Source organism: Salinicola peritrichatus (assembly GCF_003206715.1).
Taxonomy (GTDB): Bacteria; Pseudomonadota; Gammaproteobacteria; order Pseudomonadales; family Halomonadaceae; genus Salinicola; species Salinicola peritrichatus.
Window position 1 is genome coordinate 100,331 of sequence record NZ_PZJU01000029.1, and the last position, 21,899, is coordinate 122,229.

Here is a 21,899-nt window from a genome sequence, read left to right on the forward strand (position 1 = left end):
CGCAACGTTTCCCGGGATTTCAGGGAAAGTCCAAAACACAGCCACAACACGGATAGCCATAACACGGATAGCCATAACACGGATAGATAGATAGGAATGCGCGGTCGCCATGGGCGGTTGTGCTCCATGGCGAGGTACTCAGGTAGCCTAGATTGGGGGTAGTGGACATGAGCATGCTTGAACGGGATATTCAGGATGTTGAGCTCGAAGGTGTCGACAGCGCAGAGGTCGAGACCGATGACACGGATAGCAAGGATGACGACAGCGCCTTCGAAAAGGCGTTGAACCGTGAAGAAAACAACTACCACCATAGTCTCGATGCGACGCAGATCTATCTCAACGAGATTGGGTTTTCGCCGCTGTTGACACCGGAGGAAGAGGTCCATTACGGCCGCCTCGCCCAGAAGGGCGACCCCGCCGGGCGCCAGCGAATGATCGAATCCAACCTGCGCCTGGTGGTCAAGATTGCCCGCCGCTATCTCAACCGCGGGTTGTCGCTGCTCGACCTGATCGAAGAGGGCAACCTCGGCTTGATCCGCGCGGTCGAGAAATTCGATCCGGAGCGTGGCTTCCGTTTCTCGACCTATGCCACCTGGTGGATTCGCCAGACCATCGAGCGTGCGTTGATGAACCAGACGCGCACGATTCGCTTGCCGATCCATGTCGTCAAGGAACTCAATATCTATCTGCGCGCCGCTCGCGAACTGACCCAGAAGCTCGATCACGAGGCTACCGCCGAGGAGATCGCTGATTTTCTCGACAAGCCTGTCGGCACGGTCAAGAAGATGCTGGGGCTTAACGAACGGGTTTCGTCGGTCGACTACCCGATGGGCACCGAGAGTGACAAGCCGCTGATCGATACGCTTGCCGACGAGAATGAAGTCGGGCCGGAATCCAACCTGGTCGATGACGACGTCAAGGCGCACGTCGACGAATGGCTGGCCGAACTCAGCGACAAGCAGCGCGAAGTCGTGGTGCGTCGTTTTGGTCTGCGCGGGCATGAGGCCGCGACGCTTGAAGAAGTGGGAGAGGAGATCGGCCTGACCCGGGAGCGCGTTCGTCAGATTCAGGTCGAAGCGCTCAAGAAGCTGCGTCGTATGCTCGAGAAACAGGGATTGTCGATGGATTCCATTTTCGAATAGGCGTTTCACGGGGCCGGCAGGGTGGCAAAAGCTTCGCCAAGCCCGATCGCGGCTATTGATCCATTCGCATACATGCGGCATTGTATGTAAACCTCGCGCCGAGGCGTCAGCGGGATTGCTGACGCCTCGGTCGTTTGTATAGCGGTCGCAGCCGGTGCTCAGCGCTACCGGTTCTCGAAACCGTCTGGAATCAGTCATTATCGGGTGTCTAGGCAGTGTCAGAAACGCGGCGAGATGACCAGGCCAATCGGTCGAACACGGTTTTCTGATCCCTCTAGCGCTCAACGATAGGAATCGTCTCGATGTCGCCTCTTGTCCCGTCGCGTTCGCCTTTGCGACATGCCATCTCGCTGCTTATCGCGGCTTCGTTCGCCCCCACAGTGCAGGCGGCCGACCTGTTGACCATCACTCAGGATGCGCTGGAGCACTCGGCGACCCTGAACTCTTCCCGTTCGACTTTCCGTAGCACCGAAGCCGGGCAGGATGTCGAGCGCGGCGATCTGCTGCCGCAAATCAGCGCTACCGGCAGCCTTTACCGCTATAACTCGCTGGACAGCCAGAGCGCGTCGGGCGCTGGCGGTAGCTCGAGCGGCGGCAGTGGCGGCACCTCGAGCGGCGGCAGTGGCGGCACCTCGAGCGAGGACTACAACGGCAGCAGCCTCGGCGTCAGCGTGACCCAGGCGTTGTTCGATGCTTCCAACTGGTACGAATACCAACAGAGTAAAAAGCAGGTCGATCAGCAGGCGCTGCAACTGGAGATCGATCAGCAGCAGCTGCTTTATGACGTCTCTTTGGCCTACTTCGAAATCCTGCGGGCCAAGGAAGTCCTCGATGCCCGCCAGGCGCAGGAAAAAGCGATCGGGCGCCAGCTCGAGCAGGCCAAGGAGCAGTTCAACGTCGGCCTGGTGGCAATCACCGATGTCAACGAGGCCCAGGCTGCCTTTGACTCGGCGCGCGCGGAGCGCATCGCCGCCAACAACGATCTGCAGGTAAGCTTCGAGGCGCTGGAGCGCCTGACCGGGCAGCAGTACGACAGCATCGAAGGCCTGGCCGACGATCTGCCGATCGAGCCGCCGACGCCGGCCAACCGCAGCGACTGGATCGATATGGCGATGGCCAGCAGTCCTTCGATCCAGTATGCCCAGGCCGCCGTCGAACTGGCCAAGTCCGGTGTCGATATCGCCAAGGCGGGGCATCTGCCGACGCTGGACGCCTTCGCCGATTACTCCTACTCGGATAACGATATCGACTATCTCAAGGGGCACAATGAGGACGTGCAGGTCGGTGTCCAGGCCAACCTGCCCATCTATACCGGCGGCTCCACCAGCGCCTCGGTGCGGGAGAACACCTACACCCTGGAAGCGACCCAGTACGACTTCGAGGATCAGCGGCGCTATACCACGCAACAGGTCCGCTCGCTGTTCACGCAGGTCGCCAACGACGTGGAATCCGTCGACGCCCAGCAGCAGGCGATCGTCTCCAGTCGCAGCGCGCTGGAGGCAACCCGCGCCGGCTACGAGGTCGGCACGCGCAATATCGTCGACGTGCTGGATGCCGAGCAGTCGCTCTACGAATCGATTTCGGCCTACGCCGACGCGCGCTATACCTACGTGACCGATTTGCTCCAATTGCGTCAGCAGGCGGGCATGCTCAACCTCGACGTCATCCGCGGTACCAACCAGTGGCTGCGTGACAGCAACAGCGTCTCGTTGCAGCTGGCCGACGACCGCGGCGTGTCGGCGGTCGACGATATCGGCGAACGGCCCAAGCCGCCGACGCCCTGAACGGCAGGTGCCACAACCGGGCGCCGCTGCGAAAGCAGCGGCGCCTTCTTTTGCGTATTGGAACCGCTTCGCCGAGTCGCCCGTACCTGTCCCCAAGGCGGTAACATGACCGCAATTCCACTGTCGCGAATAAGGAGTTGTCATGGCCCGGCCACTCAGAGCCGAGATCGATCTCGATGCCTTGCGTCACAACTATCGCTTGGCGGCGTCGCTGGCGCCAGGCAGCCGATCGATGGCGGTCGTCAAGGCCGATGCCTATGGTCACGGTGCGGTGGCCTGCGCTGGAGCGCTCGCTGCTCTGGCGCCGGCCTTCGCGGTTGCCTCGATCGAGGAGGCGGTCACGCTGCGCGAGGGGGGGATCGACCAGCCGATTCTGCTGCTGGAGGGCATCTTCGAAGCGCATGAGCTGGAGACGGTCGAGGCGCTGGGCCTGTGGCAAGTGATCCATAGCGACTGGCAGCTCGAGGCGCTATTAGCCTACGAGCCGCGCCAGCCGTTGACCGTCTGGCTCAAGCTCGATTCGGGAATGCACCGCCTCGGTTTTCCGCCGGCGGCGTTCATCGCACGCTGGGAACGGCTGCGCCAGGCGCGGGACAAGACATGCGATCTGCATCTCATCAGTCATTTCGCCAGCGCCGATCTCGACGACGCGACGGCGTTCAATGCGCAACACGAGGTCGTCGAGCACGTACGCCAACAACTCGGGGCGCCGATTTGCGTCGCCAATTCACCGGCGACTCTGGTCAAACCCCAGGCCCACGGCGCCTGGAATCGCCCCGGCATCATGCTCTACGGCAGCAATCCGCTGGAAGGCGACCTGCCGGCCGGCCTGACGCTACAACCGGTAATGACGCTGCGCTCGCGGCTGATCGCGGTGCAGACCCTGGATGCCGGTCAGCCGGTGGGCTACGGCGGTCGCTGGCGCACCCCGAGGCGCTCGCGTATCGGCGTGGTCGCCGCCGGTTACGGCGACGGCTATGATCGTCACGCCATGGATGGCACGCCGGTGCTGGTCGACGGTCAGCGCTGCGCCATCACCGGTCGCGTCTCGATGGACATGCTGACGGTGGATATCAGTCACGTGCCCGAAGCCGATGTCGGTAGCGAGGTCGTGCTCTGGGGCAAGGGGCTGGCGGTCGATGAGGTCGCCCGTCACTGCGACACGATCGGCTATACGCTGCTGACCGGCGTGCTGCCGCGCGTGCCGAGAGTCTATTCACGATCGCCGAAGTCTGACGGATGAACGTCCTCGATATCGGCTCGATCGGCCCATGTGACGGCGCCGGCAGGATCCACGGCGAGATCGGTGCCCCGACGCCGAATCGAATTCGCTACACTGTCTCGCCGTGACTGGCTCGCCATGACAGAATCTGGCGCCGTCAGTGCCAAGGCGCCATCAGCTCGAACCGGAAGGTGTATGGCCAAGAAAGTCTATCCCGCCAATCATGCTCATCCCCGCTATTGGGGAACCTGGCTCGCGATCGCCCTGATGCGGATCGGAGCCTTCCTGCCCTGGCGGCTGAAATTGGCGCTGGGGCGTGGAATCGGTCTGCTGACCTGGCGTTTCGCCAAGCGCCGGCGACACATTACCGAAACCAACCTGGCGCTGTGTTTCCCGGAGCTGGATCGCGATCGACACGCCGAACTGGTCAAAAAGACTTTCGTCGCCAACGGCATCGGCATTCTCGAAACCGCGACCGGCTGGTGCCGTGATCCCGAACATCTGCGCCATCGCGTGACGTTCCGGGGAGCCGAGCACATGGAGCGCGCCATGGCCCGGGGCAAGGGCGCACTGATCATCGGCATCCACTTCTCCACGCTGGATCTCGGCGGGGCGCTGCACTCGCTGTTCTTTCCCGCCGATGTGGTCTATCGGCCGCATGACAACCCGATGTTCGAGGATTTCATGACCCGGGCCCGGCGGGGCATTTTCGGGGCAGCGATCGATCGCCACGATCTACGTGGCGTGGTTCGACGGATCAAGTCGGGCCATGCCGTGTGGTATTCGCCCGACCAGGACTTCGGTCGTGAGGCGAGCGTGTTCGCACCGTTTTTCGGCATTCCTGCGGCGTCGATCAAACTGACAGCCAAGATCGCCCGCATGACCGGGGCGCCGGTGATGCCGCTGATGTTTCATCGCAACCCGGACGACCGCACCTACACGCTGGAATACCTGCCGCCACTCGAAAACTTTCCCAGCGGCGATGACGTGGCCGATGCGACCCAGGTCAATGCCTTCATCGAGCAGGCGATTCGGCGCCATCCCGAGCAGTATCTATGGTTGCACCGGCGGTTCAAGACGCGACCGCCCGGCGAGGCTTCGTTCTATTGAGCGCGTCGATGGCGCACCGAAACCTCGCCGGCTTGACGAAAATGGCTTTACCGACAAGGCTTAAAGTGTCCTCAAGGAACGTGGGGATGGGTTGCCGCCGGGCCGTGCCCAATGCCGGCCGCGGCAAGTCTAACAGGCCAGCAAGGGAGTATTGCCATGCTCAGCTATGCCGTGATTTTCCTCATCGTCGCCATTATCGCCGGGGTTCTCGGCTTCGGCGGCATCGCCGGCGCGGCGGCGACGATCGCCAAGGTCCTCTTCGTCATTTTCCTGATTCTGTTTGTCGTGTCGCTGATCCGTGGGCGCGGTCGCTAGGACGAAACTGGCTGCGCTTGCCCCAAAAAGGCGTTAAAGATCGGCTTCTGATCCTCCAATGACAACGCCCGCCATGAGATTCATGGCGGGCGTTTGGCAATGCGCAGATGAAACGTCAACGGCCCTTGTGTTAGGGAAGCACTGCATAAATGCCTACGCGGGCGAATCGCTGCGCTATGGCCGCCGTCCCTGGCGGTCACCGAAGGCCGGCCTACGGCCGTTCAAATTCGCTCCCGGCGAATTTGTGCGCGGTGCTCGAAGACTCGCCTAACCCCATGTTATGTCTCGCCTTCTGTGCTCCGTGCGCCTTGCGCTTCATCCCGCTCGCCGATTTATTCAGCGCTTCCTTAGGCGTCGATACGCTTGTACTTCATGCGCTTGGGCGTGTCGCTGCCCACGCGCTTGTGATAATCCGCTTCATAGTCGCTGTAGTTGCCTTCGAAGAACACCACGTTGGAGTCGCCCTCGTAGGCCAGGATATGGGTCGCGATACGATCGAGGAACCAGCGGTCGTGGGAGATCACCAGGGCGCAGCCGGGGAAGGTCAGCAGTGCCTCTTCCAATGCGCGTAGCGTCTCCACGTCGAGATCGTTCGAGGGTTCGTCGAGCAGCAGCACGTTGGCGCCCTGTTTCAGGGTTTGCGCCAACTGCAGGCGCCCGCGTTCCCCTCCGGACAGCTCGCTCAGGCGTTTCTGCTGATCGGTGCCCTTGAAGTTGAAGCGACCCACGTAGGCGCGCGACGACACCTCGTAGCCGTTGATGTTGAGCATGTCCTGGCCGTCGGAGACGGCCTGCCACACGGTCTGGGTATCATCGAGATGGTCGCGTAGCTGCTCCACGTAAGCCAGATCCACGGTGTCACCGATGACCACTTCGCCGTTATCGGGCTGTTCGCGACCGGCGATCAGTTTGAACAGCGTCGACTTGCCGGCACCGTTACCGCCGACGATACCCACGATCGCCCCGGGCGGAATCTGGAACGACAAGTTGTCGAACAGTACCTTGTCGTCGAAGCGCTTGGCGACGTCGTGGAATTCGATCACCTTGTCGCCGAGGCGCGGGCCGGGCGGAATGTAGATTTCGTTGGTCTCGTTACGCTTCTGGTAATCGCCGGACTGCAGCTCCTCGAAGCGATTGAGGCGCGCCTTGCTCTTGGCCTGGCGGCCCTTGGGGTTCTGGCGTACCCACTCGAGTTCCTGCTTGATCGCCCGCTGGCGGCCCGCTTCGGCCTTGGCTTCCTGCTCCAGGCGCTTCTCCTTGGATTCCAGCCACTGGGAGTAGTTGCCTTCGAACGGAATGCCGTGCCCGCGGTCGAGTTCGAGAATCCAGCCGGCGACATTGTCGAGGAAATAGCGGTCATGGGTGATCGCCACCACCGTGCCGGGATAGTCGTGCAGGAAGCGCTCGAGCCAGGCGACCGATTCCGCGTCCAGGTGGTTGGTCGGCTCGTCGAGCAGTAGCATATCGGGGCTCGAGAGCAGCAGGCGGCAGAGCGCGACGCGCCGTCGCTCGCCTCCCGAGAGCTGGCCGATCCGGGCATCCCATGGCGGCAGGCGCAGCGCTTCGGCGGCGACTTCGAGCTTGCGCTCGATATTGTGGGCGTCGGCGGCCTCGATGACGTTCTCGAGCCGCGCCTGTTCGGCTGCCAGGGCATCGAAATCGGCATCCGGCTCGGCGTAGGCGGCGTACACCGCTTCGAGCTGCTCCTGCGCCTGTTTGACTTCGCCCAGCGCTTCTTCGACCGTCTCGCGCACGCTCTTGGCGTCGTCGAGTTCCGGTTCCTGGGGCAGATAGCCGATGTTGATGCCCGGCATGGGGCGCGCTTCACCGTTATATTCAGTATCGACGCCGGCCATGATGCGAAGCAGCGTGGACTTGCCGGCACCGTTGAGGCCCAGCACGCCGATCTTGGCGCCGGGGAAGAAGGAGAGCGAGATATCCTTGAGGATCTCGCGCTTCGGGGGGACGATCTTGCCCACCCGGTTCATGGTGTAAACGTATTGCGCCATGGAAATCCGGTTGTTGCTGAAAATAGGAAACAGAGAAAATCCGGTACCGGGAGGCATCGCTCCGGCCTGAGAGGCAGAGTAAACGACTCCTGCCCATAATGCGAACGGGCGCCTGGGCGCCCGTGTGAGAATGCTGACAAACTATTGCGCTCGCCCATGCGGCGTTGAGTCGGAGCGCAGCGGAGACAACAGCCGAAGGCTGGCCCGAAGGGCGAGCGAAGCGAGTCAATCCGCCTCAGAATGCTCATTTACTACCTGTAAACTGCGCTTCTTTAGGCAGGTTTCGCCTTGCCTGGCCGTCGCTCGTGACCTTTGTCAGCATCCTGCTGTTTCAGTTGCAAAAGCGTGACTGCTCACTCTTCCTCGTCATCGAAGTCGGCATACCAATCGTCTTCGATGGCGCGCTTGAGACGCCGCTCTTCCAGCAAGGCCTCGACCTGGCGGCGGGCCCGCAGGGTATCGGCCTTGCTGCTGCGCGGACGCTCGAATTGTTCGTCATTGACGGCATCGTCAAAGTCTTGCTCGTCGACGTAATCTTCACGGCTCATTTGTTTGGCCCTCCCGTGATCCGGCATCTCGGTGATGCTTGAGGGCTATATATCGCCGAATCAGGCACAAGACAAGACTTTGGTCGTTAAAAAAACCTATCGCCACGATCTGCGACGATAGGGTGCGATGAAAGCTATCCCAAAGGTCGGGCTCAAGCCTCGACTTCGGCCAGTGCATGGGAGCTCCAGGCGGCGACCAGGGCCAGGGCCGCCAGCACCAGCAGCAACCCCGAGCTGCCCAGCCACTGCGCCAGCGCGCCGAGAAGCAGGCCCACCAGCAGCATCAATACGCCGGTGAAAGTGTTGGAGAAGGCGACATAGAGCGCGCGGGTGCCGCTGTCCGCCAGATCAATCACGTAGGTCTTGCGCCCCAGGCGAATGCCGGCATGGGCGATCGTCAGCAAACCGTAGACGCTGGCATAGGGCCACACGCTGGTGCGCATCGATTCCGGCAGCCAGACGCAGGCCGCGCCGGCGAGACAGCAAGCGGCCGCACTGATCGTGCCGTTGCGCATCACCCGGCGACTGGAGCGATCGGCCAGCCGGCCCCAGATCGGACCGGCGATCATGCCGGCAACACCGGAGATGACGATCAGGATGCCCAGGCTCGCTAGATCGGTGCCGCTGTTATGCTGGCCCAGCAGCGCCAGATAAGGCAGGGCGAGGGCGCTCGAGAGCAACAGCGTGCGGGACAGGTTGAAGTGCAGAAAGCGGCGGTCCCTGCGCAGCAACGACAGGCCCTGCTTGACGCTGTCCCAGGTATTCGCGCCGCCCTCCGTCGCCCCCGGAGATTCGCGAATCGCTGCCGCGCAAACGGCATTCAGTACCCAACCCAGTGCGGCGGCGAAAAGCAGCACGGCGAGTGCCCAAGTGCCAGGTTGCTGGCCCATGAAGACCAGGACGCCCCCGACGATCAAGGTCAGGGCACCGGCAACGCCGGCGCTCCATCCCATCAGCGTGCCTCGGCGCTGTTTGGCGATGGTCTTGCCCAGCACGTCCTTGGTGGCGACCGACGAAAGCCCGCGTCCGAGCGACAGCCCGGTCAAGGCGACCAGCACCAGCGCGCCGCCCCAGCCGCCGTGACCGAACAGCGCCAGCAACGCCAGCAACAACGCGCCAATGGCCTGGGCGACGCCACCGACAACCCACACCCACTTGCGAATCGCCCGCAGGCGGATATAGCCGGCGATCAATAGCTGAGGGAGCAGGGCGCCGGCCTCGCGGATCGGTACCAGCAGGCCCACCATCCACACCGGTGCGCCGATCGCGGCCATCAGCCAGGGCAGGATGAGGCGGGCATTGGAGAGTTCGTCGGCGAGCTTGTTGCCGAGCGCGGCGACCAGATGGCGAAAGAAATTGCCCGGCTGCTCACGGCACGCTTCTTCGGAGATATCACGACACGTGCGACTGTCTTCGTCACCGGTGACGCGCTCGAACAGGCGGGTGAGGCTGCTCTCATAGGTTGTCATGGAAAACGTCTCTGTTCCCGTGAAGATCATGCTCGCGACAGGACGGCGAGTGCCCGAATCGTTCGAGTCGAACGCGGACTTGAGACCGGCCGTGGAGCAGGCGCATCATGCCGTACATCGTTGTCGGTTTCGAGGAGAGGCGAATGGCCCGCATCCGGATTCACTATTGTACGCAATGCCAGTGGCTGCTGCGCGCGGGCTGGTACGCCCAGGAGCTGTTGCAGACCTTCGGCGAGGACCTCGAACAGGTCGCCCTGGCGCCGAGTCATGGCGGTCATTTCGAGGTGCTCTACGACGACGAGACACTATGGGAGCGCAAGCGCGACGGCGGCTTTCCCGACATCAAGGAACTCAAGCGCCGGGTACGCGACCATCTCGACCCCGAACGCGATCTGGGGCATACCGAGAAGAGATAAGGAGGAAGAGGGAAGGAGTAAAAAGTAAGAGGGAAGGCAACATGATGATAATTGCCGCTTGTCGATGCGGCAGGCGGCAATCCGTTTCTTATCTCTTATTTCTTCCCTCTTCCCTCTTCTTCTCACCACCAACGCTTGCGCTTGAGTAGCCACATCACCCAGCCACCGACCAGCGCGGTGATGGCGAGGAAGATCACGAAGCCGTAGGGGCTGTCGGCGCCGGGGATGCCGCCGACGTTGATGCCCAGCAGCCCGGTGAGAAAGCTCAACGGCAGGAACACCGTGGTAATGATCGCCAGCATGTACATGCGCTGATTGAGGCGCTCGCTGTGTTCGCTGAATAGCTGTTCCTGCAGAATCAGTGCGCGCTCCTGCATGGCGTGAAAGTCCTCGACGTAGCGCGACAGCTGGTTGGCGCTCTCGCGAATCGAGACCCTGGTATCCTCGTCGAGCCACTCGGGGCCGTGGGCGATCTGTTCCAGACAGTCCCGTTGCGGCCCCATGAACCGGCGCAGCGTGATCAGCGAGCGGCGCAGCCGGGAAAGATCGTCGGGGTCGATCTCGCGGTCGCTCAGTTGGTCCTCTTCCAGCTTGCCCAGCCGATCGTCGAGTTGATGCGCCACGTCGCCGACATCGTCGACCAGCGTTTCGGTCAGCCATGCCAGCAGGTCGGGAATCGACAGCGCGCCCTCACCCTGGTCGATGCGCTGGCGCACATCGCTGACCGATCTCAGCGGGCGGCGGCGCAGGGTGATCAGGCGGTTGGCGGCGAACCAGATGCGCAGCGAGATCAGGTCCTCCGGCGCCGCGCCGGGGTTCAGGTTGATGCCGCGCAAAGTGCTGACCGCACCATTGCGAAACTTGGCCACGCGCGGCCGGGTATCCTTTTCCAGCAGCGCTTCGGTCGGCGCTTCGTCGAGCCCGGCGATCTCCTCCAGGTAGGTGTTGACGTCTTCGTGGCGGAAATCGAGGTGCATCCACACGGGCCGTTGCGGATCTGCCCAGGCTTCTCGCAGTTGCCGCACGCTGAGCAGGCTACCGCCACCCCGACCATCCAGTTCGTAGGCGGCCACCAGAGCCGTTTCGCCATCCATGTCTCTCTCCTTTCACCAAGGGTTTCATGCTCGGCCACCTGGCGGCTTCGCGGCGGGGCTGACATCTTGGTCGTTGAACGCTGCAGTGCGGATAGTGGATGACAGGATCAGGCTTGGTCGGAGGTCGCTTTCAGCATCGGCTCGAGTTGCGACCAAACGTTGTCGAGGATGATCGGTTGGGCCTCGGCGGTCGGGTGAATACCGTCCTGCTGCAGCATGGTGTCGAGGTCGACACCTTCCAGCAGAAAAGGTACCAATGGCAGATCGTACTCTTTGGCGAGCTGGGAGAAGACGCTGCGGAAGGCATTGGCGTAAGTCGGGCCGTAATTAGGGGGGACCTCGATGCCGATCAGCAGCACGCGAGCGCCCGCGTTCTGACTGCGTTCGATCATCTTGCCCAGATTCACCTGCATCTGCTGCGGCGAAAGACCCCGCAGGCCATCGTTGCCGCCCAATTCGAGCAGAACGATATCGGGGTGATGCTGTCGAAGGATGTCGGGCAGGCGAGCAGCACCACCCGAGGTTGTCTCGCCGCTGATGCTGGCATTGACGACCTCATGGCTATTACCCAGCCGCTGTTTCAGCAGACTGACCCAACCCGCTTGCGGATCAATGCCGTAGGCCGCGCTCAGGCTGTCGCCCATGACCAGAATGGTATCGGCGCGCGAGGTAGCGGGTGTTAGCGACAGCACGGCAAAACACAACAACATCGCGGCCAACAGACAGCGTCGCGCCCTAGAGAGCGTAGGCCTCATCGAGCTAGGCATCGGAAAAACAGGCACAGGGAAACCAGACACCATGTCTCACTCCTCGGAGAATCAGCAAGCGCGCATTTTACACGCCAGTGGGCTCGGCAAACGGGTGAAAAACGGGGAACGCGAACTCGTGATCCTCGAAGCGTTGTCGCTGCATGTCGATCGCGGAGAGAGCGTTGCCATCGTGGGAAGTTCCGGCGCCGGCAAGTCGACGCTACTGGGGCTGCTGGCGGGACTGGACATGCCTAGTTCCGGTGAACTCGAGATGTTCGGCCAGTCGTTGCGTGCCCTCGACGAAGACGGGCGAGCGGCGCTGCGCGCCGGTCGCGTGGGCTTCGTTTTCCAGAACTTCCAGTTATTACCCACCTTGACCGCCATGGAAAACGTCATGTTGCCGTTGGAACTGTCACCACGGCAAGACGTGACGGCGAAAAGTCGTCAATGGCTCGAGCGGGTCGGCCTGGGCGGGCGCCTGGATCACCTGCCGAAGCAGCTTTCCGGGGGCGAGCAACAGCGGGTGGCGGTGGCGCGGGCCTTCGTCACCGAGCCGGATCTGGTATTCGCCGACGAGCCCACCGGCAATCTCGATGAAACGACCGGCAAACGCATCATCGACCTATTGTTCGAACTCAATCGCGAAGCCGGTACCACGCTCGTTCTGGTCACCCACGACCTGGCCCTGGCCAGGCGCTGCGATCGCTGCCTGCAGCTCGAAGGCGGCGCATTGCATGCCATCGAGCGGCGGACGGGTGTCGGCGTATGAAGCTGATCGGGTTGTCGCTCAAGGGGCTCAGGCGCGATTTGCGTGCTGCCGATGTGCGCGCGCTGTTCGTCGCCCTCATGCTGGCGGTGGCAGCGACCACCATGATCGGCTTTTTCCTCGATCGTCTGGATCGCGGTTTGACTCGTCAGGCGGGCCAGCTGCTCGGCGGCGATCTGGTGTTGGAGCAGGGCCGGCCATTCGACGGCGAGCTGCGCCAGGCGTTGCGGGATGCCGGACTGAGGTTGAGCGACCAGGTCGACCTGGTGTCGATGGTCAGCCAGGCGGACGCTTTCCAGCCGGCGGGGCTGAAAGTGGTGGACGATCACTATCCGCTGTATGGCCGGGTGAGGGTGGATCGCGGCAACGGCATCGAGGCGCTAGATCACGGCCCCCGGCCGGGGCACGCCTGGATCGCGCCGCGGCTGGCGCAACTGCTTGACGTCAAGCTCGGCGACAGTGTCCAGGTCGGCACGCTGGCGTTGACCATCAGTGGCCTGATCGATCGCGAACCCGACCAGCAGGCGGGCTTCGCCGGGTTGACGCCGCGCATCATGCTCAACCTCGCCGATCTCGATGCCACCGGGCTGGTCAGGCCCGGCTCACGGATCGAATACGAGTTGCTGGCGGCGGGCCCGTCCGCGGCGGTGGATTCGCTCTCCGGTCGCCTGGATGAACTGCGCGATGCCGGTGTCGAGGTGCGCGACGTGCGCGTCGACCGTCCGAGTCTCGGTCGCTCGCTGGAGCGTGCCCAGAAGTACCTCAGCCTGGCCGGGCTGGCGGCGGTATTGCTAGCCGGCGTGGCGGTGGCGATGGCGACCCGGCGCTATGTCGATCGCCACCTGGATACCGCGGCGTTGCTGCGCTGCTTCGGTGCGTCACAGCGCCAGCTGGGGCAGCTGTTCGCCTGGCAACTGGGCTGGCTGGGGCTAGCGGCGGCGGTCATCGGCGCCTTGCTGGGGCTCGCCGGCCAGGCGGCGCTGCTAGCCTTGCTGGTGCGGTTCCTGCCGCTGGAGCTACCGCCGCCCGGATGGCTGCCGTGGCTGATGGGCATCCTCACGGCATTGGCGGTATTGATCGGCTTTGCCGGGCCGACGCTCTTGCGCCTCAGACGAGTGAGCGCGCTCAAGGTGCTGCGCCGCGAGCTCGATCCGATTCCCGTCGCCGGCTGGCTGGTCGTGGCTGTCGCCAGCCTGGTGTTCGGTGCGCTGCTGTGGCTCTACTCGGGAGATGCGCTGCTGTCGCTGGGGACTCTGCTGGGCGGGCTGGTGGCGCTGGTGGTGCTGTGGGGCGTCGGGCAGTTGCTGTTGAGCCTGCTGCTCGGCGTGTTGGCTCGCCTGCCCCAGGGCAATGGCGGGCATGCCTGGCGGTTGGGCGGGCGTCAGCTGGCACGGCGGCGGCAGGCGAGTCTCGGTCAGTTGCTGGCGTTTGCGGTCACCTTCGCGGCGATGGCGATCATCGTGCTGGTACGTGGCGATCTGTTGACGACCTGGCAGGCACAGCTGCCCGCGAATACGCCCAACTATTTCGCCATCAACATCCAGCCGCAGGAGCGCGATGGTGTCGAAACGTTGATCGAGGAAGCCGCCGACAGCGCCAGCGGCCTCTATCCGATGGTGCGTGGGCGGCTGACGGCGATCGACGGGCGGCCGCCTAGCGAGATGGTGCCGGAAGAACATCGCAACGATGGGGCGTTGCGCCGCGACCTCAACCTCACCTGGCGGGGCTCATTGCCGCAGGGCAACCGGATCACCGCGGGCGAGTGGTTCGGCGCCGGCGCCTCGCAGACGATCGACGGCGCCGTTCCCATTTCGGTCGAAGAAGAATTGGCCGATCGCTTGGGGCTATCGCTCGGCGACCGGCTGACTTTCACCATCGGCAGCGACACCGTCACCGGCGAGATCACCAGTCTGCGCCATCTCGACTGGGAAAGCTTCCAGCCCAATTTCTTCATCATCTTCCCGCCCGGCGCACTGGAGGGGTTCGGCCACAGCTACATCACCTCTTTCCATTTGCCGGACGCAAGCAACGCCATGCTCGGCGAGATGGTGCGTCAATATCCCGGGGTCTCGATACTCAACGTCGAGGCGCTGCTCGAACAGGTCCGTGGAATCCTCGGCCAGGTCACTCGGGCGGTGGAGTTCGTGCTCGGCTTCGTGCTGCTGGCCGGCGTCAGCGTGCTCTACGCCGCACTCACCGCCAGTCGGCCGGCGCGGGCGCATGAGGGGGCGCTGTTGAGGGTCTTCGGCGCCGGCGATCGTATGCTCTCGCGCATGCAGTGGGCCGAATTCGCGCTGTTGGGCTTCGCCAGTGGCCTGCTCGGCGCCGTGCTGGCGGAGCTCGCGGCGGTCGGAATCTACGCCTGGCTGGGGCTTACGCCACGGCTGCACTGGCTGCTGTGGGCGACGATGCCGCCGGTCGGGGCGCTGGCGATCGGCATCATCGGTTTCACGCTATCGCGCGGCACGCGACGCCAGGCGCCGATGGCGAGCTTGCGCCTGCTGGGCGAAACCTGATTGCCGCGGGTCGCGTTGGGGCACGCTTTACCGACGCTAAAGCCAAGGTGAGAAATTATGGTAATGCGCATGATGGACTTTCATAGGAAAGCCCGACGGCGCTGGGGTATCATTGCGCTCCATGATTTTTGAGCTGGAGCCGCCGGATACCGCACCCGAGCCGGCGTCAGGCCGAACCATCCCCGAGCCGAGGATACCCGTCGATGTTCACCCGAGACATGCAGATTGCCGGATTCGATGATGCCCTGTGGGAGGCGATGCAGCAGGAAGTCGCCCGCCAGGAAGCGCATATCGAGCTGATCGCCTCCGAGAACTATGCCAGCCCGCGCGTGATGCAGGCTCAGGGCACGCAGCTGACCAACAAGTACGCGGAAGGTTATCCCGGCAAGCGCTACTACGGCGGCTGCGAGCACGTCGACGTGGTCGAGCAGCTGGCGATCGACTACGCCAAGCAGCTGTTTGGCGCCACCTATGCCAACGTCCAGCCGCACTCCGGCTCGCAGGCCAACGGCGCGGTATTCCAGGCGCTGGTCAAGCCGGGCGACACCGTGCTGGGGATGAGCCTGGACGCCGGCGGCCACCTGACCCACGGCGCCAAGCCGAGCTTCTCCGGCAAGCACTACAACGCGGTGCAGTACGGCATCGACGACAGCGGCCGCATCGATTACGCCGAAGTCGCCAATCTCGCCCGCGAGCACCAGCCGAAGATGATCATCGCCGGCTTCTCCGCCTATTCGCAGATCATCGACTGGGCCAGGTTCCGCGAGATCGCCGATTCGGTCGGTGCCTATCTGCTGGTCGACATGGCCCACATCGCCGGCCTGGTCGCCGCCGGTCTCTATCCGAGCCCGCTGCCACACGCCCATGTGGTGACCACCACGACCCACAAGACGCTGCGCGGTCCGCGTGGTGGCCTGATTCTCTCCGCCGAAGGCGATGCCGAGATCGAGAAGAAGCTGCAGTCCGCGGTCTTTCCCGGTGGCCAGGGCGGCCCGCTGATGCACGTCATCGCGGCCAAGGCGGTGTGCTTCAAGGAGGCGATGGACCCCGAATTCAAGAGCTACCAGCAGCAGGTGATCAAGAATGCCCAGGCGATGGCCGGGGTGTTCATCGAGCGTGGCTTCGAGGTCGTTTCCGGGGGTACCGAGGACCACCTGTTCCTGCTCTCGCTGGTCAAGCAGGGCCTGACCGGCAAGGACGCCGATGCCGCGCTGGGCCGTGCCCACATCACCGTCAACAAGAACGCCGTGCCGGGCGATCCGCAGAGTCCGTTCGTCACTTCCGGCCTGCGCATCGGCACGCCGGCGGTGACCACGCGCGGTTTCGGTGAAAGCGAATGCCGTGAACTGGCCGGCTGGATCTGCGACATTCTCGACGCCATGCAGCAGGGCGACTCCAGCCAGGTGGAGGGCGAGGTCAAGGCCAAGGTCGAGGCGGTCTGTTCACGCCTGCCGGTCTATCGCTAAGAATCTATCCAGATCGTAAACAGGTTCCAAGGACGATCGCTCGTTCGCATGACAGCGCTCCTCATTGGGGGCGCTTTCGTTTCTATACCCGGCTGCGCCGGGAGCTGTAAGCCATAAGCTGTAAGCTAGAAGAAAAAACAAAGCCGAAAGCAAAATCGTTTGCCTTGTTTAAGTGGGGAGTCTCGCAGCCCGGTTTGTCCTACAACTTTGGTGGTGTTGTTGACTATTGTCTAACAGCCATAGACATTGACTTGCTGGAAGCTATGTCCGACATAGCCACTAGTGAGTCGAACATCCATGCCTGCAGGCCAGACGTCCAACGACCCGAACAACACCCGCGAAGCGCGCGTGGATATCGCCGAAGTCCTGGCCGAGGCGATCTTCAGCGGTCAGTACCGTATCGGCGATACCATTCCGCGCGAGGTCGATCTCTGCACGCGCTTTGGTGTTAGCCGCAGCACGGTCCGCAGCGCACTGCAGAAACTGGTCAACGCCGGGTTGCTGGTGCGCGTCTCGGGCCAGGGAACGCGGGTCTGCGAGCTGGCCTCGTGGCACCTGCTCGACCCCCAGGTCAGTGCCTGGATGGCCCGTTACGCTCAGCCCAACCCGCGCTTGCAGCGCGAGGTATTCGCCTTTCGCGTGGCGGTCGAGCCGTTCGTCGCCGGTCTCGCCGCACGTCATGCCACTGCCTCCGACCTGCTGGCGATCGAGACCGCCTACGAAGGGATGATCCGGGCCCTCGAGCAGCCCGATCTGCGCTGGCAGGGCCAAAGTCATGACGACTACGACGTCGCTTTCCACGAGGCCATTTTCGCTGCCTCGCACAATCTCATTTGGGCCCAGATCTCTCATGTGCTCAAGCCCGCCATCGCCCTGATCGTCGAACGCTCCAACCACAGCGCCGGCGAGCTCGACGACAGCATGGCGCGCCATTGCCAGATGATGGAGGCGATTCGCCTGCGTCAGCCGGAAACCGCGATCGCGGCGGCATTCGCGGTGCTGGAACGCACCGGCCGGGATCTGGGAATGGAGGACATCATTCGGCAACCCCGATCGATCTCCCTGCCATCGATTGGCGGCGCGTAGCCTCGCGGCGTTTTCGGATACGGGATACTCTCGACGGAACCGGAGTCGTCATGCTTTGACCGAACAGAATGCTGTGACCTAACAGAATGCTTTGATTGAACAGATAGGTGACTCGTGAAAATTACCCAACTCAAGACCTGGCAGGTGCCGCCGCGCTGGCTGTTTCTCAAGATCGAGACCGACGAGGGGTGCTACGGCTGGGGCGAACCGGTGGTGGAGGGGCGCGCGGCCACCGTCGAGGCGGCGGTGCATGAACTGTCCGACTATCTCATCGGTCAGGATCCGCACCGTATCGAGCATCTCTGGAACACGCTCTATCGCGCCGGTTTCTATCGCGGCGGGCCGATCCTGATGAGCGCCATCGCCGGTATCGATCAGGCGTTGTGGGACCTCAAGGGGCGCGATCTCGGGGTGCCGGTGCACCAACTGCTGGGCGGCGCCTGCCGTGACAAGATGCGCATGTACGCCTGGACCGGCGGCGACAAGCCCAGTGACGTCGGTGCCGGCGCCAAGGCGCTGGTGGACCGGGGCTTCACCGCATTCAAGATGAACGGCACCGCCGAGATGGCGATCGTCGATTCCCACGCCAAGGTGGATGAAGCGATCGCGCGTGTCGCCGAAGCGCGCGATGCGGTGGGCCCGGACGTCGGCATCGGCATCGATTTCCACGGCCGCGTGCATCGGCCGATGGCCAAGGCGCTGCTGCGCGAGCTGGAGCCTTACCATCCGATGTTCGTCGAGGAGCCGGTGCTGCCGGAGCACCTGCCAAGCCTCAAGCACATCGCCGGCGGCCTGGGCTACCCGATCGCCACCGGCGAGCGGCTGCATACGCGCTATCAATTCCGCGATCTGCTCGCCGAGGGCATGGTCGATATCGTCCAGCCCGACCTCTCCCACTGTGGTGGCATCAGCGAAGGCATGAAGATCGCCACCCTGGCGTCCTGCTTCGACGTGGCGCTGGCGCCGCACTGCCCGTTGGGGCCGCTGACGCTGGCGGCCTCGCTGCACGTGGATGCGGTCAACCACAATGCCTTCATTCAAGAGCAGAGCATGGGCATCCACTACAATCGGGACAACGACGTGCTCGATTACCTGGTGGACAAGTCGGCGCTGGCGATCGAGGACGGTTACTGCGCGATCCCCCAGGGGCCGGGGCTCGGCATCGAGATCGACGAGGCTTTCGTCGAGGAGCGCGCGAAGGTCGGGCACCGCTGGCGCAATCCCGTCTGGAGCCATGAGGATGGTTCGATAGCAGAGTGGTAATTCTCGGCGCTCTGCTGGCTGCGCTCGATCATGCGGCGTTGACGGACGGACAAGCTTACTCATTGAACCCCATGTCAACTCCGTCGCTTGTCCGCCTTTTGCCTGGCCTGATCGTCGCTCGCCGACGCAGAGCATCCGAGAATGTGACGCCCTGCGGGCTACGCTCAATCATGCGATGTTGAAAAGGCGGGTGCGAATACAGGAGGAAAAAGGATGAATGAAACACGTAAATTCGCGCTGGAGCAGGCGATGCGCGAGCGGCCGCTGGTGGCGATCCTGCGCGGCATTACGCCGGCGGAAATCGATGCGGCGTTCGATGCGCTGGTGGCGGCGGACTTCAAGCTGATCGAGATTCCGCTCAATTCGCCCCAGGCCTGGGACAGCATCGCCAGGATCGCCAAGCGCTGCCCGGACGACGTGGTGATCGGCGCCGGTACGGTACTGGACGCGGCCCACGCCGAGCGGCTGGCGGCGCTCGATGCGCCGCTGCTGATCACGCCCAACACCGATCTGGAGGTGATCCGTGCCGGTGTCGAGCACGGCCTGGCGCCGATGATCGGCTGCATGACGCCGAGCGAGGCCTTGGCCGCGGCCAAGGCCGGCGCCACGGCGCTCAAGCTGTTCCCGGCGGCACGCCTGGGTACCGGCTATTTCAAGGATATCAGTGCGATCCTGCCCAAAGGGTTGCCGGTGTTGGCGGTCGGCGGCATCGACAAAAGCAACATGAGCGAGTGGCATGCCTTTGGCGCGGCCGGCTTCGGCTTTGGCAGCAACCTCTACAAGCCGGGTCGCAAGGCGGAAGAGGTTGGCGCTATCGCCGCCGAACTGGTCGCCGAATGGCGCAGACTAACCGAAGTCGCGCGCCAGGCCGACCATATCGAACGCGAGGCCGACGCATGAGCGGTGGGCGTAACGAATGTCTGATCGTCATCGACTGGGGGACCAGCAACTTTCGTGCCTTTCTGGTCGATGCCGCCAGCGGCGAGGTGCGTGACAGCCGCCGCTCCGCGTCCGGTTTGCGTGCCCTGGAGCAGAGCGAATTTCCGCATTACTGCGCTTCGCAGATCGACGACTGGCGGGATGGCGGCGGCGCGGCTTCGGGCGCTGAAGGTGGCGCGGGTTCGGGCGTCGAAAAAGTGCCGACTTATCTTTCCGGCATGGTCGGCTCCAAGCGGGGTTGGTTCGAGGCGCCGCAGCTGGAACTGCCGGTCTCGACCGCGGATCTGGCCGACAATGTGGTCGCCGCGCCGAGGCTCGATAACGTCTGGATCGTGCCCGGAGTCAAGCAGGTCGCGTCCGAGCATGTCGATGTCATGCGTGGCGAGGAGGTCCAGGCATTCGGCGCGCTGGCGCTGGCGGGCGTCGAGTCGGCCGATTGCTGCCTGCCGGGTACCCACAGCAAGTGGGTTCATCTCGAAGACGGGCGCATGCGCGATTTCACCACCGTGATGACCGGTGAGCTCTACCATGCCGTGCGTTTTCATACCCTGCCGGGGGAACCGGCGCGTGATGACGCGCCATTCGACCCGGCGGCGTTTCGACTCGGGCTGTCGCGTGCCGGCTGTCCGGGTGGGGTCATGCATGCGCTGTTCGAGGCGCGCAGTCGGCATCTGTATGCGGGGCTGGCGGCGGAGCAGGTGGGCAGCTTCCTCTCCGGTGTGTTGATCGGGGAGGAGGTCCGGGCGATGCGCCAGGCACGGCCGGGTATCGAGACCGTACGCCTGATCGGGGCCGCATCGCTGCGTGAAAGTTATACGTTGGCGCTGGAGACCGCCGGCATTGCCGTCGAGGCCATCGACAGCGACCGGGCCACGCTGGCGGGCGTTACGGCGATCGCTGCTCGGCATGCGTCCCGGCGGTGACTCGAGTGCATCAATATGGTGCATCATCCAGTGACATTCCTGCGACGGCCCGGCATTCCCGGGCCGTCGTCGTTGGCACGATCCGTGCTACCTTCACTTCAATAGGCTGCGCAAGCGGGCAATCGTTAATCAGAGGCTTCCTTGAATGGCAAACAGGGTGATGCAATGGGCGATGCGACGAACGGGCCGGCCTTGAACAAGCCTCCGCTGCTGATCTTTACCGATCTCGACGGGTCTCTGCTCGATCACGATACCTATGACTGGCAGCCCGCTTCGGGCTGGCTCTCCCGGCTGGAACGGGAAGCCGTGCCGGTGATCCCGACCACCAGCAAGACCCGCGCCGAACTGTTGGCGCTGCGCGAGGAACTCGGCCTTATCCAGACGCCGTTCATTGCCGAGAACGGGGCAGTGATCGGCCTGCCGCCTTCGTGGCAGCATGCGCGTCTTGATCGCGATCCGGCATCTCCGGACGGCCTGGTGGTGAAGACACCGAGCCTGGACGTCGATTTCATCCGGCGGCGTCTGGACGTGATTCGCGAACGGCACGACCTGCGCTTTCGCCGCATGGGGGAGATGAGCCTCGAGGAAGTCCGCGAACTGACCGGGCTCGGTGCTGCCGCGACCGAGCAGGCAATGACCCGCGAGGGGAGCGAGCCGCTGGTCTGGGAGGACGACGAGGTCAAGCTGGGCAAGCTGCATGAGACGCTGCGTATCGACGGCCTGCATCTGACGCGTGGCGGGCGTTTCTGGCACGTGATGGGCGCGGTCGACAAGGGCCAGGCCGCCGAGTGGCTGGTGGCGCGATTCCAGGCGCTGCGTGGTTACCGCCCGCGGACGCTGGGGCTCGGCGACGGGCCCAACGATCTGGCGCTGTTGGCGGCCACCGACATGTCGGTGGTGATCGCCGCCGGTCACGGGCAGCCGATGCCGCTGGAGAAGCCATGTGTGTACCGTACGCGGGCGCACGGACCGCAAGGATGGTCCGAAGGGGTGTCCCATTGGTTGCAGAAGGAACTGGGGTGGGAAACGGAATTCCCCGATGAACGACAGGCGCCGGAGAATGACGCCGGCGACAATTGACG

Annotated in this window: 19 protein-coding genes; 14 read left to right on the forward strand and 5 right to left on the reverse strand. The window is 63.6% G+C overall.

What is annotated here, in order from left to right; all coding sequences use genetic code 11:
• The first annotated feature begins 167 nt into the window (after positions 1 to 167).
• From rpoS to DOM57_RS11985, 5 genes are all read left to right on the forward strand, one after another.
• A complete protein-coding gene (gene rpoS, locus DOM57_RS11965) occupies positions 168 to 1,142 on the forward strand; it encodes an RNA polymerase sigma factor RpoS (RefSeq protein ID WP_110649419.1) in 975 nt (324 codons plus the stop codon).
• A 302-nt stretch (positions 1,143 to 1,444) separates the two neighbouring features.
• The gene (locus tag DOM57_RS11970) at positions 1,445 to 2,926 is read left to right on the forward strand and encodes a TolC family outer membrane protein (RefSeq protein WP_110649420.1); all 1,482 of its coding nucleotides are present in this window, start codon (positions 1,445 to 1,447) and stop codon (positions 2,924 to 2,926) included.
• A 142-nt stretch (positions 2,927 to 3,068) separates the two neighbouring features.
• The gene (gene alr / locus DOM57_RS11975; RefSeq protein ID WP_110649421.1) at positions 3,069 to 4,169 is read left to right on the forward strand and encodes an alanine racemase; all 1,101 of its coding nucleotides are present in this window, start codon (positions 3,069 to 3,071) and stop codon (positions 4,167 to 4,169) included.
• 174 nt (positions 4,170 to 4,343) lie between these two features.
• Complete coding sequence (gene lpxL, locus DOM57_RS11980; protein ID WP_110649422.1) at positions 4,344 to 5,258, forward strand: LpxL/LpxP family Kdo(2)-lipid IV(A) lauroyl/palmitoleoyl acyltransferase; 915 nt, start codon at positions 4,344 to 4,346, stop codon at positions 5,256 to 5,258.
• A gap of 156 nt (positions 5,259 to 5,414) precedes the next feature.
• Positions 5,415 to 5,573: a DUF1328 domain-containing protein gene (locus DOM57_RS11985; RefSeq protein WP_071231586.1), complete on the forward strand. Its 159-nt coding sequence runs from the start codon at positions 5,415 to 5,417 to the stop codon at positions 5,571 to 5,573.
• 347 nt (positions 5,574 to 5,920) lie between these two features.
• Here the strand turns inward: DOM57_RS11985 and ettA are convergent, their stop codons facing one another.
• The 3 genes from ettA to DOM57_RS12000 all read right to left on the reverse strand — a co-directional run bounded on the left by ettA (position 5,921) and on the right by DOM57_RS12000 (position 9,599).
• Complete coding sequence (ettA, locus tag DOM57_RS11990; protein ID WP_110649491.1) at positions 5,921 to 7,582, reverse strand: energy-dependent translational throttle protein EttA; 1,662 nt, start codon at positions 7,580 to 7,582, stop codon at positions 5,921 to 5,923.
• A gap of 353 nt (positions 7,583 to 7,935) precedes the next feature.
• Positions 7,936 to 8,130: a PA3496 family putative envelope integrity protein gene (locus tag DOM57_RS11995; protein WP_204352954.1), complete on the reverse strand. Its 195-nt coding sequence runs from the start codon at positions 8,128 to 8,130 to the stop codon at positions 7,936 to 7,938.
• A gap of 152 nt (positions 8,131 to 8,282) precedes the next feature.
• The gene (locus DOM57_RS12000) at positions 8,283 to 9,599 is read right to left on the reverse strand and encodes an MFS transporter (protein ID WP_110649424.1); all 1,317 of its coding nucleotides are present in this window, start codon (positions 9,597 to 9,599) and stop codon (positions 8,283 to 8,285) included.
• A 143-nt stretch (positions 9,600 to 9,742) separates the two neighbouring features.
• Between DOM57_RS12000 and DOM57_RS12005 the strand changes: the two genes are divergently transcribed.
• The gene (locus DOM57_RS12005; protein ID WP_110649425.1) at positions 9,743 to 10,015 is read left to right on the forward strand and encodes an Rdx family protein; all 273 of its coding nucleotides are present in this window, start codon (positions 9,743 to 9,745) and stop codon (positions 10,013 to 10,015) included.
• A gap of 122 nt (positions 10,016 to 10,137) precedes the next feature.
• Here the strand turns inward: DOM57_RS12005 and DOM57_RS12010 are convergent, their stop codons facing one another.
• Both DOM57_RS12010 and DOM57_RS12015 read right to left on the reverse strand, forming a co-directional pair.
• Positions 10,138 to 11,109, reverse strand: coding sequence for a zinc transporter ZntB (locus DOM57_RS12010; RefSeq protein ID WP_110649426.1), 972 nt, complete (start codon positions 11,107 to 11,109; stop codon positions 10,138 to 10,140).
• 107 nt (positions 11,110 to 11,216) lie between these two features.
• Positions 11,217 to 11,801 carry an arylesterase gene (locus DOM57_RS12015; RefSeq protein WP_420820227.1) on the reverse strand — a complete coding sequence of 195 codons (585 nt, stop codon included), beginning with the start codon at positions 11,799 to 11,801 and terminating at the stop codon, positions 11,217 to 11,219.
• 106 nt (positions 11,802 to 11,907) lie between these two features.
• Between DOM57_RS12015 and DOM57_RS12020 the strand changes: the two genes are divergently transcribed.
• The 8 genes from DOM57_RS12020 (at position 11,908) to DOM57_RS12055 (ending at position 21,897) form a co-directional block, all read left to right on the forward strand.
• Positions 11,908 to 12,627: an ABC transporter ATP-binding protein gene (locus tag DOM57_RS12020; protein ID WP_110649427.1), complete on the forward strand. Its 720-nt coding sequence runs from the start codon at positions 11,908 to 11,910 to the stop codon at positions 12,625 to 12,627.
• Positions 12,624 to 15,140: an ABC transporter permease gene (locus tag DOM57_RS12025; RefSeq protein WP_110649428.1), complete on the forward strand. Its 2,517-nt coding sequence runs from the start codon at positions 12,624 to 12,626 to the stop codon at positions 15,138 to 15,140. The genes DOM57_RS12020 and DOM57_RS12025 overlap by 4 nt, the downstream gene beginning before the upstream one ends.
• A 203-nt stretch (positions 15,141 to 15,343) precedes the next feature.
• Positions 15,344 to 16,606, forward strand: coding sequence for a serine hydroxymethyltransferase (glyA, locus tag DOM57_RS12030; protein WP_110649429.1), 1,263 nt, complete (start codon positions 15,344 to 15,346; stop codon positions 16,604 to 16,606).
• 297 nt (positions 16,607 to 16,903) lie between these two features.
• On the forward strand, positions 16,904 to 17,692 hold the full coding sequence (locus tag DOM57_RS12035) for a FadR/GntR family transcriptional regulator (RefSeq protein ID WP_110649430.1): 789 nt from the start codon (positions 16,904 to 16,906) through the stop codon (positions 17,690 to 17,692).
• Positions 17,693 to 17,806: 114 nt separating this feature from the next.
• Positions 17,807 to 18,955, forward strand: a complete 1,149-nt coding sequence (dgoD, locus tag DOM57_RS12040) for a galactonate dehydratase (RefSeq protein WP_110649431.1) — start codon at positions 17,807 to 17,809, stop codon at positions 18,953 to 18,955.
• 213 nt (positions 18,956 to 19,168) lie between these two features.
• Positions 19,169 to 19,855 carry a 2-dehydro-3-deoxy-6-phosphogalactonate aldolase gene (locus tag DOM57_RS12045; RefSeq protein ID WP_110649432.1) on the forward strand — a complete coding sequence of 229 codons (687 nt, stop codon included), beginning with the start codon at positions 19,169 to 19,171 and terminating at the stop codon, positions 19,853 to 19,855.
• Positions 19,852 to 20,817 carry a 2-dehydro-3-deoxygalactonokinase gene (locus tag DOM57_RS12050; RefSeq protein ID WP_110649433.1) on the forward strand — a complete coding sequence of 322 codons (966 nt, stop codon included), beginning with the start codon at positions 19,852 to 19,854 and terminating at the stop codon, positions 20,815 to 20,817. The genes DOM57_RS12045 and DOM57_RS12050 overlap by 4 nt, the downstream gene beginning before the upstream one ends.
• 165 nt (positions 20,818 to 20,982) lie before the next feature.
• Positions 20,983 to 21,897, forward strand: a complete 915-nt coding sequence (locus DOM57_RS12055) for an HAD-IIB family hydrolase (RefSeq protein WP_110649434.1) — start codon at positions 20,983 to 20,985, stop codon at positions 21,895 to 21,897.
• Positions 21,898 to 21,899: the final 2 nt, after the last annotated feature.

Coding starts and splice junctions, on each gene's coding strand:
- rpoS (WP_110649419.1), top strand. CDS start 168: ATGAGCATGCTTGAACGGGATATTCAGGATGTTGAGCTCGAAGGTGTC.
- DOM57_RS11970 (WP_110649420.1), top strand. CDS start 1,445: ATGTCGCCTCTTGTCCCGTCGCGTTCGCCTTTGCGACATGCCATCTCG.
- alr (WP_110649421.1), top strand. CDS start 3,069: ATGGCCCGGCCACTCAGAGCCGAGATCGATCTCGATGCCTTGCGTCAC.
- lpxL (WP_110649422.1), top strand. CDS start 4,344: ATGGCCAAGAAAGTCTATCCCGCCAATCATGCTCATCCCCGCTATTGG.
- DOM57_RS11985 (WP_071231586.1), top strand. CDS start 5,415: ATGCTCAGCTATGCCGTGATTTTCCTCATCGTCGCCATTATCGCCGGG.
- ettA (WP_110649491.1), bottom strand. CDS start 7,582: ATGGCGCAATACGTTTACACCATGAACCGGGTGGGCAAGATCGTCCCC.
- DOM57_RS11995 (WP_204352954.1), bottom strand. CDS start 8,130: ATGAGCCGTGAAGATTACGTCGACGAGCAAGACTTTGACGATGCCGTC.
- DOM57_RS12000 (WP_110649424.1), bottom strand. CDS start 9,599: ATGACAACCTATGAGAGCAGCCTCACCCGCCTGTTCGAGCGCGTCACC.
- DOM57_RS12005 (WP_110649425.1), top strand. CDS start 9,743: ATGGCCCGCATCCGGATTCACTATTGTACGCAATGCCAGTGGCTGCTG.
- DOM57_RS12010 (WP_110649426.1), bottom strand. CDS start 11,109: ATGGATGGCGAAACGGCTCTGGTGGCCGCCTACGAACTGGATGGTCGG.
- DOM57_RS12020 (WP_110649427.1), top strand. CDS start 11,908: ATGTCTCACTCCTCGGAGAATCAGCAAGCGCGCATTTTACACGCCAGT.
- DOM57_RS12025 (WP_110649428.1), top strand. CDS start 12,624: ATGAAGCTGATCGGGTTGTCGCTCAAGGGGCTCAGGCGCGATTTGCGT.
- glyA (WP_110649429.1), top strand. CDS start 15,344: ATGTTCACCCGAGACATGCAGATTGCCGGATTCGATGATGCCCTGTGG.
- DOM57_RS12035 (WP_110649430.1), top strand. CDS start 16,904: ATGCCTGCAGGCCAGACGTCCAACGACCCGAACAACACCCGCGAAGCG.
- DOM57_RS12045 (WP_110649432.1), top strand. CDS start 19,169: ATGAATGAAACACGTAAATTCGCGCTGGAGCAGGCGATGCGCGAGCGG.
- DOM57_RS12050 (WP_110649433.1), top strand. CDS start 19,852: ATGAGCGGTGGGCGTAACGAATGTCTGATCGTCATCGACTGGGGGACC.
- DOM57_RS12055 (WP_110649434.1), top strand. CDS start 20,983: ATGGGCGATGCGACGAACGGGCCGGCCTTGAACAAGCCTCCGCTGCTG.